Here is a 14,778-nt window from a genome sequence, read left to right on the forward strand (position 1 = left end):
CCGGGAGAATCACGCGGGCCGGGGGTCAGGAGAGCTGTTGTTGCGCTCCCGCGATGAACTCCTCCGCGGCTTCCTCGACGGACAGCCGACCGAAGGCGACCTCGTCGTTGATGCGCTGGAAGTCCCGCTTGATGGCGCCCTCGCCGGGCGGCGGCGGTGCGGGTGCGGCGACCAGCTGGTCGGCGATGCCCTCCTCGAACTCGTAGGCGGCCAGTTCGGCGCCTTCGAGCGAACCGCTGATGGACTCCCGCACCTCGTCGTTGGCGGGCATCCCTCGGGTGGTGCCCAGGATCTCGCCCGCCTCCGGGTCGTTGATCATGAAGTCGATGAACAACGCGGCCTCGGCGGGATGCTCGGATCCGGAGAAGACCGATGCCAACATGCTCGGCTTGGCGTACTGCCCGAGCTGGTCGCCGTCGCTGGGGAACGGCGCGAGGCCGATCTGCTCGCCGAGGGTCTGGGTGTAGGAGACGAGTCCGCTGTCGTACCCGAACTCCGATGCCGCCCGATTCTTGCCCATCGGGCTGGTCGCGATGGAACCGTCGGCACCGGTGCCGATCTCGGCGGGTGTCGCCGCCCCGGACTCACGGAAGCTGTCGGCGAGGTCCCAGTACTCGGCGACCTCCTCGGCGCCGTACCCGAGCTGGCCGTCGGCGGTGTAGAGCTCGCCGCCCTGCTGGGCGAGCCAGACCTCGAACCAGTCGATGGCCATGCCGAAGTCCGCCGTACCGAACATCTGACCCTCGTCCAATGCGCTGACGGCCTCGGTGGCCGCCGCGAAGTCATCCCAGGTCCAGCCGTCCTCCGGGGAGACGCCGGCCTCCTCGAAGAGCTCGGTGTCGTAGAAGAGGATCTGGGTGTTCTGGCTCATCGGCACGCCGAGCAGCTGGTCGCCGAGCCTGCCGGAGGACAGTAGTTCCTCGGCGATGCCGTCGGTGCCGAGCTCGGCGGCGATCTCCGGCGAGGAGAGATCCGCCAGGGCGCCCCGGTCGCCGTACTCGCGGAGGTAGCGGTAGTCCATCTGAATGACGTCGGGAGCGTTCCGACCGGCGGTCTCGGTGGCGAGCTTCTGGAAATAGGACTCGAACGACGCGATGGACGCCTCGACCGTGATGTTCGGATTGCGCTCCTCGAACAAGGCGATGGCCTCGTTGGTGGCCTCGGCGCGGTCGTCGTTACCCCAGTACCCGAAACGCAACGTGACCTGATCGTCCTCGCCCGCAGACGAGCTACAGCCGGCGGCCAACACGGCGACGGCGCCGACGATCCCCACCAGAGAACGTCTCAACATCGAGTACGGTCCTTTCTGTTTGCGCCTCGCGGGCTGTCCCCGGGCTCATGCGCGTCGAACACGATCTACGGGCGAGTGCGGTGTCCGTCGCGTCGGAGAGATCACGCGAGCACGTCGCCTCGAACCGTGGGTTCGGTGGCGGCCATCAAACCCCCCGAGGGCACGGCAGGAGACGGTTCCGGGCTGCGAAGGCCCCTTCCGGCCACTTCTGACTCCGAATGGCCGATCAGGCGGAGAGCGCGGGGCCCGCCTCATCGCCGAGGCTGGCGTTCGCCACGGCGTCCAGGGACAGGTCGAGGGCGGCGGCCAGCGCGACCACGGTGAAGAAGGCGGGGGTCGGGACCCGGCCGGTCTCGATCTTGCGCAGGGTCTCGGTGGAGACGCCTGCGATCGCGGCGATCTGCGCCATGCTGCGCTCGCCCCGTGCCTGCCGGAGCAGAACGCCCAGTCGCTCGCCTCGTTCACGTTCCACACCGCTCAACGGGGGTCGCACCATACCGGGATAGTAATACCGCCGAGGCCACCCCGCGTAGCGCGGAAGCCCTCCGATTCGCCGCAAGCCGGGACGGTGGTCGATACCCGACTACCGTGATAAGAATACCGGTATAGCTATTGGCACTCCGGGATGAGGAGAACGGGCATGGTCGAGATCAAGACAGCCTCGGAGCTGTCCGCGATGCGCGAGGCGGGCCGCGTGGTCGGCAGGGCACTGGTCGAAGTCCAAGCCGAGGCCAAGGCCGGCGTCTCCCTGCTGGAGCTGGACGAGCTGGCGCACACTGTGATGCGGGAGGCGGGCGCCAAACCGTCGTTCCTGCACTATCAGCCGACCTTCGCGACCACGCCGTTCACCGGAGTGCTGTGCACCTCGGTCAACGACGCCATCGTGCACGGCATCCCGAGCCGATACCGGTTGCAGGACGGCGACCTGGTCAGCATCGACTGCGGCGCGGAACTCGACGGCTGGCACGGCGACGCGGCCGTCAGCATCGTGATCGGTACGGGCACCGAGGCCGACCACCGCCTGATCGCCGACACCACCGAGGCGCTGGAGGCGGGCATCGCCGCAGCCGTGGTGGGCGGCAGAATCGGCGACATCTCGCACGCCGTGGGCACCATCGGACGGGCCAGAGGACGTGGAATCCCCGCGGACTTCGGCGGACACGGTGTCGGTCGCGCCCTGCACGAGGGGCCCGCCCTGCCCAACGACGGCGAACCCGGACGCGGGATGCGGTTGCGTCCCGGTCTGGTCCTGGCCATCGAACCCATGTTCATGGCGGGCGGCCGCGACGCCTACCGGGTGGACGAGGACGGCTGGACCCTGCGCACCGTCGACGGCAGCCGCGCCGCACACGTCGAACACACCGTCGCGGTGACCGAGGAGGGTCCGCGCATCCTCACGCTCCCCTGAGCAGTGCCGGACGGACTCGGCCCACTGCGGACGATCCGGCGTGCGGCCCGGAACGCGAGTCGGCTCTGGAACACTGACGCCCGCCGCGTCGTGCGGCAGCCCCAGACGCGGGACGCCGGGTTCGGCCGACCGCCATCGTCGATCGCCGGAGGGCACCCATGAATCAGCCCGTCGACCACCCCAGAGTCCTGGTGTTCTCCCGCACCACCGCATTCCGGCATCGCTCCATCCCCGCCGGGGTGCAGGCGATCCGCGAGCTGGGTTCGGAGCACGGCTTCGCGGTCGAGGCCACCGAGGACGCCGCAGTGCTGACCGCCGAGGCGGCACATCAGACGGCGATCGTCTTCCTCAGCACCAGCGGCACCGTGCTCGACGCCGGGAGCCGGGCCGAGTTGGAGAAGGCGGTCCGCGCGGGGGCGGGTTTCGTCGGGATCCACGCGGCGAGCACCACCGAGCGGGACTGGCCGTTCTATCGGGAACTACTCGGAGCCCGATTCGTCGACCACCCGGCCATCCAACCCGCCGGGATGACCGTCGAGGACGCCACGCATCCCGCCACCGCCCACCTCGGCGCCACCTGGGACGTCGTCGACGAGTGGTACAACTTCGACGGCAATCCGCGCGGCGAGGTGCGAGTCCTGCTCTCCGTCGACGAGTCCGGCTACGATCCGGGCCCCAACACCATGGGCGAGGATCACCCGATCTCCTGGTGCCACGAGCGTTTCGGCGGTCGCAGCTGGTACACCGCACTGGGCCACGACATCGAGACCTACTCGGATCCGAGCTTCCGCGCCCATCTGCTCGGTGGCATCCGCTGGGCCGCGCGCCTGACGGCCTGATCGAACGCCCAGACCTCGTCGGTCCGGCCGCCGCCCGCACCGGGTGCGGCGGACGGCGACGGGACCGGGTGTCGGCCGAGGCGTCAGCGCACCACCGCCAGTGGTCTACGGGTCGATGCGGTCGTGGCCGCCACCATCAGGCAACTCGGGCAGCGCTGATCGTCGTAGTAGCAGTCGCGGATCGCCACGCCGAACGCATTGGCCGGGTAGAAGGGTCGGCTGGGATCGCAGATCGGTCGGACCGTGCCGAGTCCACTCCAGTTCGCTGTCGACAGGTGGGTGTCGCCCTCGGCGACGGAACGAACAAACCAGGCGAACATGTTCTCTCCAGTACAGGGAATCGACTGACGTTGGCGGCCGGAACCGGCGCGACGGGTGCCCACCGAGAAAGGGAGCGAGACCCGCGCACGCGACCGCAGGTTGTGCGGGGGCGCGGGCCTGTCGATCGGCGGTGAGAAGACCGATCGCGCTCATTTCCCTGGTCCCATCGCGACGACGGTTCGCGAAAGCGGTTCGGGTGAACCGATTCAGCAGCCGCTCTAGCTCGTCACTATTGGTTACGATTGGTAGACGAAGAGTAATATCTCATTGATTCCCGCACCGCAGCACGACACGCGGTCCACGTCCTGACGCACCTCGAGGCGGACCCGTTGATCACACGACAAAGCTTCTCGATCGGGTGAAAGATCAGGCTAGCCTGGGCGCCGTGACCGACAGGGATGCACGACTGCGTTGGGGAGTCATCGCCACGGGCAAGATCGCCTCGGTGGTGACCGAGGATCTACATCGGGTCGACGAGGTCGAGGTCCTCGCGGTCTCGTCCCGTTCACAGGCCAGGGCGACGGAGTTCGCGGAGCGACATCGGATTCCCCGCGCCTACGACGACTACCGGCGCTTATTGGCGGACCCGGACATCGACGTGGTCTACATCGCGACACCCCACTCCCAACACCACGAGGTGGCCAAGGCCGCGCTGATCGCAGGCAAACACGTCCTGTGCGAGAAGCCGTTCACGTTGACCGTGGCGGAGGCCGAGGATCTGGCCGCCCTGGCCAGGATCCATGGCCGCTTCCTGATGGAGGCCATGTGGACTCGGTTCAACCCGCTGATCCAGCAGCTGCGCACGCTGGTCGCCGACGGCGTGCTCGGCCAGGTCCACACCATCTCCGCCGACTTCGGCTTCGCCCATCGCTATGACCCGACGCACCGGCTGTGGGACCCGGCCCAGGGCGGCGGCGCGTTACTGGACCTCGGGGTCTACCCGATCTCCTTCGCGCACATGCTCTTGGGCGAACCCATCGGACTCGAGGCCCACGGCGCCCTGGCACCCAGCGGCGTCGACGCCGATACCGGCCTTCTCCTGCGGTACCCCGACGGCGGCCATGCCGTGCTCCGCTGCTCCCTCCGGGCCGCGCTGGACGCCCGAGCAGGCATCTCGGGCCCGCTCGGCCGCATCGACCTGCCCGAGCTCTTCTTCCGGCCGACCGAGCTCATCGTCCGGATCACCGGGGAGGAACCGGTGACCCACTCGATCGAGCTGGACGGCGCCGGGTACACCTACCAGCTCCGCGAGGTCTGCCGGGGCATTCGTGCAGGCGAGGTCGAGAGCCCGCAGCTCACCCATGCCGAGTCCATCGCGGTACAGCGGACCCTCGTCGCCGCGATGGAGACCGTCGGCGCCCGCGTGGGATAGGTGCTCGGTGCCGGTGCATTCCGCCGAGGGCGAACCGCCGGGAAAACCCGTTGCCGTGGTCTCCGCCGCGCGCCTATGTTCGTCTTACACGAGAGAGGAGGTGGTCCAGCGTTGAATACCAGCAGGACTCGTGAGGTGGGTACCCGCTAGACCGCCCGACGGCGTTTGACTGCCGCCCGGCCCGCTGCGAGACACCCCCGGCCACACACCGGGAGTGCGCGACGGGAACTGCGGTCGGCGAATACCAGGTAGTCACCCGGCCCTCGAAGTGCCGAGCTCCAGTCCGGCTCGGCCCTGCGCGTCCCACGCGCAGGAGCGACTTCGGGGGCCGTTTCCTGTTCTCGGGCAGCTGTCAAACCGGCCGACGACCGGCCGCCCTTGCTCATGGGAGCGCTCCAAAGAGATCATGGGGCCGCGGTCTCGACGACGGACCGCCCCCAACGGCGATCAGGAGTCCTCTGTGCCCATTCCCGCAGCCGCCCGCGATGTCGACGCCCCCGGACTGCGCTTCCCGCCCTCCTTCGTGTGGGGCGTGGCGACCTCGTCCTATCAGATCGAGGGTGCCGTGGACGCCGACGGCAGAGGCGACTCCATCTGGGACGCCTTCAGCAGGCGACCCGGTGCGGTGGCCCGAGGCGAGAGCGGCGATCCGGCGTGCGACCACTACCACCGTTGGCCGCAGGACGTCGAACTGCTCGATCAGCTCGGTGTCGACGCCTACCGGCTGTCCATCGCCTGGCCTCGAATCCAGCCGGAGGGGCGCGGACCGGTCAACCGCAAGGGCATCGACTTCTATCGCAGGGTGCTCAGCGCGGTGCGCGACCGAGGCATCTCGCCGTTCGTCACCATGTATCACTGGGACCTGCCGCAGGCGTTGGAGGAGACCGGCGGATGGCGGTCCCGGGACACCGCGCTGCGCTTCGCCGACTACGCCGTGGCCCTGCACGACGAACTCGGCGATCTGGTCGAGAACTGGATCACACTCAACGAGCCGTACGTGTCCTCCATCGTCGGCTACGGACAGGGCAGGCATGCGCCGGGCGCCAGGGAGGGCCACGGCGCGCTGGCCGCCGCCCACCATCTTCTGCTCGGGCACGGGCTGGCGGTGACGGCTCTGCGCGACCAGGCACGACCGGATGATCGACTCGGCATCACGCTGAACCGCTCCCCCGTGGTCGGTGTGACCGACACGGCGGCCGACATCGCAGCGGCGGCCCGGTTGGACTGCGTGCTCAACCACCAGTTCAGCGACCCGGTGCTCGGCGCCGGGTATCCGGCCGAGCTCACCGAGATCTACGCCGGGGTGTCCGACTTCTCCTTCCGGCACGATTCGGATCTCGCCACCATCGCCGCGCCGCTGGACTTCCTCGGATTGAACTACTACTACCGGATTCATGTCTCCGATGCCCCGTATGCCGAACCGGACCCGGCCGCACGCAACGCCGACGACCTGGGCTCGGATCGGACGCATCGGCCTGCCGAGGCACGCCGTAGCGGCCTGAACTGGCCGATCGAGCCTGCCGGACTGCGTGAGGTGCTCACCGGGCTGCGCGATCGACACGCGACACTGCCGCCGATCTATCTCACCGAGAACGGTTGCGCCTATCCCGATCCCGCAGCGAAGGGTGTGCCGCCCGAGCACACCGACGAGCCAACCGAATCCGCTGCCACCGCGAGCCCGGCGTCGACCACGGGCGTTGCGGGCAACGATGCCCCCGACGACGCGGAGCGCATCGACTTCCTCGCCGAACACCTCGCGGTACTGCGAGAGGCGATCGCGGCGGGCATCGACGTGCGGGGCTACTTCCTCTGGTCGCTACTGGACAACTTCGAATGGGCACTGGGTTACGGACCCCGGTTCGGGATCGTCCGGGTGGACTACGACACCCAGCAGCGGACCCCGCGAGCCTCGTTCCACTGGTACCGCGAGCTGCTCAGAGCACAGCGGTCCGGAGCCGACACCGAGGTGGCCGAGTCGGATCCGACCGGCTGATTCGATAGGAAGCCCGGGGCGCGGCTGCGGCGGCGCCCCGGGCGTGTTCCCCGTCTGGTCGGTCTGTTCCGGCTAAGTCAGTGCCACCGGCCCCGGCAACGACGTCCGTGGCCCTTGTGCTCGGGCTGGGCCTGAGTGGAGTGTCCGCACTGGTGGTGCCCGCGGTGCCAACGATGCCCATGCAGGCCTCGGCGCTGCCAGTGCCGCCCATGATCCTCGGATTCGTGACGACGATGCGGGTGCCGGTGGTGGTCATGATGCTCGTGGTGTCGTTCGCCTCGCTGCTGCTCGCCGTGCAGCGCGTTGACCACCTCGATGGCGCCGGTCAGCAGTGGAACCGCCCACTGCACCATCCGAAGTCGTTGCTGCAGCGCCACCATCTCCGGGTCGACCTGGTCTGCCTCTTGGTCACCGCGCGCGGACGGCTGATCGGTCATCTCGTCGAGCCTGCGGCCGAGTTGTTTTGAGTAGACGGTGGCGGCGAGCGCGAGACCGGTCAGCGCGGCCTTGACCGCACTGGAAGCGGCGACACTGCGATGCTCGGCGATCCGCTGGCGATTGGCCCTGGTCAACGCGATACCGCCGAGCAGATGCGTACCGATCGCCAAGGCATTGAACGGGGCCCATCGTCGCCACCCCGCCGTCACGATGTGAATTCTCTCGGTGGCGGAGGAGCTCTCCTCCGATGCGCCGGTGAGCCCGACCGCGCCCATGAGCGACCCGCCGAACCACGCGGCGAGCCCGACATCGTGTACGGCGCGGACCACGGTGTTCCGATGCGACATCAACTACCTCCCCAGACCGGATGCGATAGGCACCGGATACCCGCAGGCGCCGCAGACCATCCGGGAGTCGGCCGATGATTCGCGCGAGTCCCGAACCGGCGGGCACGCCGAGGTATCGCCTCAGACCGTGGTGGAGCCGACCAGTCGCTCCTGCAATTCGTGCAGGAAGTTCTCGTCCAGGTGAACCAGCCAATCGAGGTCGATGTCGTGTTCGATGTCGCCGCCACGCTCCGCCAGCACGCCGACGGCCGCCTCGACGAGTCGTCGACCGTCGGCATCGGAGAGCCCGATCCGGGCCGGGAAGGTCACGCTGTACACGACCAGGTGGTGGGTCGTCTGCTGGGCCCGATGCATCACCACGGCGTAGGTGCCCTCACGCATCTCCCGCGCTTCGATCCACTGGTCCATGGTCATGGTCCTCCCCCGCGTGGGTACGTTGTTCCTCCGTCCTACCCAGTGCTCCGCACCACTACACCGGGCTGCCCTCGCCTGGAGGTAGCTCGATCAGGCGAACATCGCGTGAACCTCTTGAAAGCTGTGACGGATCTCGGGACCGCGTGGTGTTCGCCGAGGTGCGATGCCCACCCGAGAGCACGCGTAGGTGCGGCCAGCCGGATCCACTCCGACCGACCGCACCGTGATGAGAACCGATCAGTGCCCGTACACGGGCCCCGAACCAGGTCGGTGCGACCTGGTGGCGTCGGTCGCCGAGGACTCGGACGGCCTCGACGCATCGATCGTGTCCGACGACCGATCCTGGCGGCTACCCGGCAGCAGGGCCAGCAGGAGCAGGCCGAGGCCGGTAAGGAGGTGCAGCCAGTTGTCCGCGCCGTTCATCGGGAAGAAGTTCGCCGTGCTCTGCTGGTCGACCAGCGCGCCGTAGAGGCCCAGCGCCAGCAGAACCACACCACCACCGATCAGCATGCCCTTGGCGGCAGCCGCCGCACGTCCTGCGGCCAGCAGCGCGGCACCGAGGATGAGGTGCAGGATGTTATGCAGGACCGACACCTGGAAGATGCCGAACAGCATCGCCTCGGACTCGTGTCCCGCGAACTGCATCGTGTCGTAGTTGGTGGTGATGCCGGGAATGAATCCCAACACACCGAGTAGCAGGAAGATCGTTCCCACGACCCGTGCCGCAGTGGTGGCTGCGGACGTGGACGGGCTCGCGTCGGCAGCACGCGCCCCGTGAGTCTGAACCATCGCCCCTCCCTTGGGTCCGAAGTGAGTTCTCGATCCGTACGTCTAGCGGCTACCCGAACGCCCTCCCCGATAACCCGATGGGGCGGCCAGGCACGGCACCCAGGCCGGACCTCGCCAGGCGGCGGCAACCGTTTCGGGCGGGCGGGCCCGGGTAATCCCGGGCCTGCACACGCCCGAGGGCTCGGACGCGCGGATCCAACGCGGGATAGGGGAGCTGACCATGACCGGTCTCGGCGATGCGGGCGGTTTCGGGGCGAACCCCTTCGAGGAGTTCCTCGCCCGCTTCTTCGGCTCCACCGATCCGCGCCACGGCGTGCGACGGGTCGACTTCACCCGCCTGATGAGCGAGCAGGCCCGGCAGATGGTCGTCGCCGCCGCCCAGCACACGGCGGAGCGCGGCCGCGACGATCTCGATGCCGAACAGCTGCTGTGGGCCGCGACGCGCGCAGAGTCGACCCGCGAGCTGCTCAGCCGAGCGGGCACCGATCCCGATCTGCTGGCCAGTCGTATCGACGAGCAGACGCCTCCGGGTGGGCATCAGCAGGCCGCGCCGATGCTGACCCCGGCCGCCAAGCGCGCGCTACTGGACTCCTACCAGCTCTCCCGGGGCCTGGGCTCCTCCTACATCGGACCGGAACATCTGTTGTTGGCCTTGGCCGCCAATCCCGATTCCGGTGCCGGGCGACTTCTCTCCGCCGCCAGGATCACCCCGGAGGCACTGCGTTCGGCCGCCGAGGGCCGGGCGAACAACACTCCCCCCGGCGGCACGGCGCCCTCGGCCGCAGGCGCGTCGACGACCCCGAGTCAGACTCCGACGCTCGACCAGTTCGGCCAGGACCTCACGGATCTGGCCCGGCAGGGCAGGCTCGATCCCGTGGTGGGTCGGGCCGACGAGATCGAGCAGACGATCGAGGTGCTGTCCCGACGCACCAAGAACAATCCGGTGCTGATCGGGGAGGCGGGCGTCGGCAAGACGGCCATCGTGGAGGGACTGGCCCAGCGCATCCACGATGGCGAGGTGCCGGATTCCCTGATGGGTCGCCGTGTCGTCGAGTTGAGCCTGGCCGGTCTGGTAGCGGGGACCCGATTCCGAGGGGACTTCGAGGAGCGGATGCGCAAGGTCGTCGACGAGATCAGGGAGGACGAACGCCTGATCATCTTCATCGACGAGCTGCACACCATGGTCGGAGCCGGTGCGGGTGCCGAGGGCGGCATGGACGCGGGCAATCTGCTCAAGCCGGCCTTGGCCCGAGGCGAGCTGCATGTCATCGGGGCCACCACCCTCGAGGAATACCGGCGCACGGTGGAGAAGGACGCGGCGTTGGAACGCCGGTTCCAACCCATCACCGTGTCCGAACCGGGAGTCGAGGACGCGGTGACGATCCTGCGCGGGCTGCGGGACCGCTACGAGGCGCATCATCAGGTCCGCTACACCGATGAGGCGTTGGAGGCGGCCGTGGTGCTGTCCGATCGGTACATCAACGACCGGCACCTGCCCGACAAGGCCATCGACCTGATCGACCAGGCGGGCGCCCGGCGCCAGCTGCGTCGGAGCACGCCGCCGGGGGACGTCCGAGGTCTGGAGCAGCAGCTCGACCAGCTCGCCAGGGACAAGGACGAGGCGGTCGCCCAGGAGCAGTACGAGAAGGCATCCCAGCTGCGGGACCGGATGCAGTCGGTGCGCACCGAGATCAGCGAGGCCAGGATGCCGCCGAGTGGGTCGGTGACCGAGGTCAGCGTGGGCGACATCGCCGAGGTGGTGGCCCGGGCGACCGGCATCCCGGTCAACCAGCTGACCGAGGAGGAACGCGATCGACTCCTGCGGCTGGAGGACCGACTGCACGAGCGGGTCATCGGCCAGCGCGATGCCGTCTCGACCGTCGCCGAGGCGATCCGACGGTCCCGCTCGGGCCTCGGCGACCCGAGGCGGCCGGTGGCGAGCCTGCTGTTCCTCGGGCCGACCGGGGTGGGTAAGACCGAACTGGCCAAGGCCCTCACCGACACCATGTACGGCGACGAGGACCGGATGATCCGGCTGGATATGAGCGAGTTCCAGGAACGGCACACGATCAGCAGGCTGGTCGGCGCCCCGCCCGGTTACGTGGGCTACGGCGAGGCGGGGGAACTCACCGAGCCGGTGCGGCGCAGGCCCTATTCGCTGGTGTTGCTCGACGAGATCGAGAAGGCGCATCCGGACCTGTTCAATCTGCTGCTGCAGATCCTGGACGACGGGCGCCTGACCGACAGCGAGGGCCGCACCGTCGACTTCCGCAACACCGTGTTGATCATGACCTCCAATCTGGGTTCGGATCTGCTCGGCAAGGCGACCACCCTGGGTTTCCAGAGCGGCACCGGCGACGGCGACGCCGACCTGCGCCAACGGCTGACCGCCCGGCTACGCGAGTCCTTCCGACCGGAGTTCATCAACCGCATCGACGAGATCATCATCTTCCGACGACTCGACGCCCGGGAGTTGCACGAGGTCACCGAGCTGCTTCTGGAGGACACCCGCAACAGGTTGAACGACATGGACATCACCGTGGAGTTCGACGAGGACGCCGTGCGGCTGATCGCCGAACACGGCCACCAGCCGGAGTTCGGGGCCCGTCCGATGCGGCGCACCATCCAACGCGAGGTGGACAACCCCCTCGCCGCCCGACTGCTGGACGGTTCGCTACAGGCGGGCGGCCACGTCCGGGTGTCGGCGGCAGACGAGGAGTTGGACTTCCGCATCCATCAACCCGCCGAGGAGCAGCAGGGCACCGACGACCAGCGGTGACGACGTCGGTCCACCGCAGGCCGGGCGAGGAGCAGGAGGCAGCTGTGACCACCGTGCTGACGGTGAACGCCGGATCGAGCAGCCTGAAGAGCCACCTGGTCGACGCCGAACACGAGACGGTGCTGGCGGAACGCACCATCTCGCACCTGCCCTCCCGCGAGGAGACACACGAGCTGCTGGACGGGCTGCTCGACGAGGCGTCCCACAGCGGCGTCGAGGTGGACGCCGTCGCCCACCGGCTGGTCCATGGGGGAAGCGAGGTCCGGAAGGCCACACTCGCCGACGAGGACTCGATCCGGGCCGCGTGGCAGGCGGCCTCACTGGCCCCCGCCCATGTCCCCGCCGCGCTGCACCTGCTGGAGTACACCCGGGACCGCCTGCCCGACCGGCCGCAGGTGTTGTGCCCGGACACCGCCTTTCACGTGGGGCTGCCCGAGGAGGCGGCGACCTATCCGCTGCCCGCGCGGTGGCGGGAGCGGTTCGGCCTGCGACGTTACGGCTTCCACGGACTGTCGTTCCAGTGGGCGACCCGTCGAGCCGCCGCGCTGTTGCCCGGGGCGGCCGATCGGCTGTTGCTGGCGCATCTCGGTGGCGGGGCGTCCGTCTGCGCGGTTCGAGGTGGGCGCAGCATGGACACGTCGATGGGGTTCACCCCGTTGGAGGGGCTCCCGATGACCACGCGCTCCGGCAGCGTCGATCCCGGCATGTTGCTGTGGTTGCTCACCAAGGAGGATCCGCTGACCTCGGCAGACCTCGCCGACGGCCTGTACCACCGGTCCGGCCTGCTCGGTCTGTCCAACGGCCGCTCCGCAGACACCCGCGATCTGGTGGCCGCTGCGGCGGAGGGCGACACGGCGTCGGAGCTGGCGCTGGCCGTCTTCGCACACCGGACCGCCAGGGAACTGGCGGGTTGCGCGACCGCACTCGACCGGATCGACGCCGTGGTGTTCACGGGAGAGATCGGTTGGGACCAGCCGGAGGTCCGCTCCGCCGTCTGCGCGCGGCTCGCCTTGCTGGGGGTGTCCGACTCCCTGTCGGGCAACCGATCGAACGACGGGCTGATCAGTGAGCAGGGCGCGGCGGTACCGGTCCTGGTGATCCAGACCAGGGAGGAACTATCGCTGGCCGCCGAGGCCGCCGCCATCGTGCGGCGGTGACCGCGCCCGCCGGTGTTCGGCGCATCGGCGTCTACTCCCGCCGGTGCGGGTCGCGCGGTTCGAGGTCGTAGACCGCATAGGCGGAGTGCAGCACGGGCTGGGCGACGTTGCGGACCCGTACTCCGCCCGGTGTCGTGCCGTGCTCGGTGCCGTAATGCGCGTGTCCGTGCAGTGCCAGCGCGCAGTCCGCCTCGTCGATCGCCTCGGCGAGGTGATACGAGCCCAGGAAGGGATAGATCTCCAGCGGTTCGCCTCGCAGCGTGTCGGTGACCGGCGAGTAGTGCGTCAACGCGAGCCGGACGTCGACGTCCAGTGCGAGCAGTGCCCGGCGCAGGCGCCCGGCGATCGCCGTCGTGTGGTCGATGAACGCCTTCATCTCGGGTTCGCCGAACGCGGTGCCACACCGGCCCGCGAAACCACCGCCGAAGCCCTTCACCCCGGCGATCCCGACGCTGAGACCTGCGATGGTGAAGACCACCGAGTCGCCTTCGAGCACCGTGATCCCGTGTGCGGCCAGCACACGACCGACCTCGTCCTGCTGATCGGAGTGATAGTCGTGGTTTCCCAGCACCGCGACCACCGGCACGCCGAGCTCGGCGAACTCCTCGCCGACGGTCCGGGCCTCGTCGAGGGTGCCGTGTCGGGTGAGATCCCCGGCGAGCAGCAGCAGATCGGCCTGCCGTGCCACCGAGTTCAGCGCCGGGCGCAGGGTCCCCGCCGTGGACGGGTCGAGATGCACATCGCCCACGGCGGCGATGCGGATCACCGAAGCTCCTCGGCCGTGGACGGCCCGCGTGCCTCGGTCACCCGCACCCGGTTGTGCACCTGGAGCCCTGCACCGGCATCACGGGCGACCTCGGTCAACGCTTGTGCGCGCGCCGCACCGGTCACCTCGCCATCGAGGTATGCCACGTCGGCGCGAACGCTGACCTGGACGCCCAGTTCCGAGGTACGCGGATCCGAGGCCAGGGCCTGGCGAATCTGTTCCACCGCGTACTGCGGTGGCTCCGGCTGGTTCCGTTCGCTCATCACGACCTCCGCTTCACTCCGGTCTCGGCCACCGCCAATCTGTCGATCAGCAGTAGGAAGGCGGCGGCATACGGCGATGTCTCGGTCGCAGCCTCGACCTTCGCCCAATCGACCTGCTCACGCAGCGCACGGGCAGGCGGTAGCGCCTCGGTGAAGTCGCACCGATGCGGGCCGAAGACGAGCAGCTTGTCGATCACGACGTCGGTGGCCGTGACCACCGGAGCCAGCACCGCGCCCACTCGCATCGGCTCGGCACGGTTCAGAGTCTCGTCCGTCACCGGACGCTCGTTCGGCCGGTGGATCAGGTCGACGAGCACCTCTCCGTCGTAGACCTTGGACAGCCAGTCCTCGGGTGGATCGACCGCTCGCAGACCGGCCTCGACCAGGACTTCGACCGCCTTGTCGACATCGCCGAGTCGCAGAAGCAGGTCCACATCGTGATCGGTCTCGGGTCCGCCCCTGGCATAGACCGCGAGCCCGCCCGTCACCGCGAACGGGATCCGGTGCGCCTGCAGAGTGGTGGCGACGCGCGTCAGTGTCCGCACCAGCCGATCGACCTGCGATGCGTCCATCATGAGGCGTGAATCGGTACTCATCGACG

15 protein-coding genes are annotated in these 14,778 nt (G+C 68.9%); 6 read left to right on the forward strand and 9 right to left on the reverse strand.

The genetic code is table 11. From position 1 onward, the window contains the following. Nucleotides 1-25 precede the first annotated feature (25 nt). Entirely contained in the window at nt 26-1,291 is a 1,266-nt protein-coding gene (locus BKA25_RS16065; RefSeq protein WP_069848655.1) for an ABC transporter substrate-binding protein, read from the reverse strand. Between the two features lie 226 nt (nt 1,292-1,517). Beyond that, entirely contained in the window at nt 1,518-1,787 is a 270-nt protein-coding gene (locus BKA25_RS16070) for a helix-turn-helix domain-containing protein (RefSeq protein WP_069848652.1), read from the reverse strand. Nucleotides 1,788-1,931: 144 nt separating this feature from the next. Here BKA25_RS16070 and map point away from each other — a divergent pair, with 144 nt between their 5' ends. Both map and BKA25_RS16080 read left to right on the forward strand, forming a co-directional pair. Then, entirely contained in the window at nt 1,932-2,699 is a 768-nt protein-coding gene (gene map, locus BKA25_RS16075) for a type I methionyl aminopeptidase (RefSeq protein ID WP_069848651.1), read from the forward strand. A gap of 158 nt (nt 2,700-2,857) precedes the next feature. After that, nucleotides 2,858-3,538: a ThuA domain-containing protein gene (locus tag BKA25_RS16080; RefSeq protein WP_069848649.1), complete on the forward strand. Its 681-nt coding sequence runs from the start codon at nt 2,858-2,860 to the stop codon at nt 3,536-3,538. 83 nt (nt 3,539-3,621) lie between these two features. On the opposite strand, the gene BKA25_RS16085 is transcribed toward BKA25_RS16080, so the two are convergent. Next, the gene (locus tag BKA25_RS16085) at nt 3,622-3,858 is read right to left on the reverse strand and encodes a hypothetical protein (protein WP_069848648.1); all 237 of its coding nucleotides are present in this window, start codon (nt 3,856-3,858) and stop codon (nt 3,622-3,624) included. A gap of 386 nt (nt 3,859-4,244) precedes the next feature. On the opposite strand from BKA25_RS16085, the gene BKA25_RS16090 reads away from it, so the two are divergent. Continuing rightward, nucleotides 4,245-5,231 (forward strand): Gfo/Idh/MocA family protein, encoded by a 987-nt coding sequence (locus tag BKA25_RS16090; RefSeq protein WP_069848646.1) that lies wholly within the window; start codon nt 4,245-4,247, stop codon nt 5,229-5,231. Between the two features lie 460 nt (nt 5,232-5,691). Then, on the forward strand, nt 5,692-7,224 hold the full coding sequence (locus tag BKA25_RS16095; protein WP_236750694.1) for a glycoside hydrolase family 1 protein: 1,533 nt from the start codon (nt 5,692-5,694) through the stop codon (nt 7,222-7,224). Nucleotides 7,225-7,301: 77 nt separating this feature from the next. On the opposite strand, the gene BKA25_RS16100 is transcribed toward BKA25_RS16095, so the two are convergent. The 3 genes from BKA25_RS16100 to BKA25_RS16110 form a co-directional block, all read right to left on the reverse strand. Next, complete coding sequence (locus BKA25_RS16100) at nt 7,302-8,009, reverse strand: hypothetical protein (RefSeq protein WP_069848644.1); 708 nt, start codon at nt 8,007-8,009, stop codon at nt 7,302-7,304. A 120-nt stretch (nt 8,010-8,129) separates the two neighbouring features. Continuing rightward, on the reverse strand, nt 8,130-8,423 hold the full coding sequence (locus tag BKA25_RS16105; protein WP_069848642.1) for a hypothetical protein: 294 nt from the start codon (nt 8,421-8,423) through the stop codon (nt 8,130-8,132). A gap of 237 nt (nt 8,424-8,660) precedes the next feature. Then, nucleotides 8,661-9,212 (reverse strand): DUF4383 domain-containing protein, encoded by a 552-nt coding sequence (locus BKA25_RS16110; RefSeq protein WP_069848640.1) that lies wholly within the window; start codon nt 9,210-9,212, stop codon nt 8,661-8,663. A 220-nt stretch (nt 9,213-9,432) separates the two neighbouring features. Between BKA25_RS16110 and BKA25_RS16115 the strand changes: the two genes are divergently transcribed. Together BKA25_RS16115 and BKA25_RS16120 are read left to right on the forward strand one after the other, a co-directional pair. Continuing rightward, nucleotides 9,433-11,991 carry an ATP-dependent Clp protease ATP-binding subunit gene (locus BKA25_RS16115; protein WP_069848639.1) on the forward strand — a complete coding sequence of 853 codons (2,559 nt, stop codon included), beginning with the start codon at nt 9,433-9,435 and terminating at the stop codon, nt 11,989-11,991. Next, entirely contained in the window at nt 11,988-13,148 is a 1,161-nt protein-coding gene (locus BKA25_RS16120; RefSeq protein ID WP_236750687.1) for an acetate/propionate family kinase, read from the forward strand. The genes BKA25_RS16115 and BKA25_RS16120 overlap by 4 nt, the downstream gene beginning before the upstream one ends. Before the next feature lie 31 nt (nt 13,149-13,179). On the opposite strand, the gene BKA25_RS16125 is transcribed toward BKA25_RS16120, so the two are convergent. The 3 genes from BKA25_RS16125 to BKA25_RS16135 are packed head-to-tail and all read right to left on the reverse strand — an operon-like array spanning nt 13,180 to nt 14,773. Then, nucleotides 13,180-13,914, reverse strand: coding sequence for a metallophosphoesterase family protein (locus BKA25_RS16125; RefSeq protein WP_069848637.1), 735 nt, complete (start codon nt 13,912-13,914; stop codon nt 13,180-13,182). After that, nucleotides 13,911-14,177, reverse strand: a complete 267-nt coding sequence (locus tag BKA25_RS16130) for a BON domain-containing protein (RefSeq protein ID WP_069848635.1) — start codon at nt 14,175-14,177, stop codon at nt 13,911-13,913. The genes BKA25_RS16125 and BKA25_RS16130 overlap by 4 nt, the downstream gene beginning before the upstream one ends. Then, complete coding sequence (locus BKA25_RS16135) at nt 14,177-14,773, reverse strand: nucleotidyltransferase family protein (RefSeq protein WP_236750685.1); 597 nt, start codon at nt 14,771-14,773, stop codon at nt 14,177-14,179. The genes BKA25_RS16130 and BKA25_RS16135 overlap by 1 nt, the downstream gene beginning before the upstream one ends. Nucleotides 14,774-14,778 lie beyond the last annotated feature (5 nt).

Origin of the sequence: Actinoalloteichus hymeniacidonis (assembly GCF_014203365.1) — a bacterium.
GTDB lineage: Bacteria > Actinomycetota > Actinomycetes > Mycobacteriales > Pseudonocardiaceae > Actinoalloteichus_A > Actinoalloteichus_A hymeniacidonis.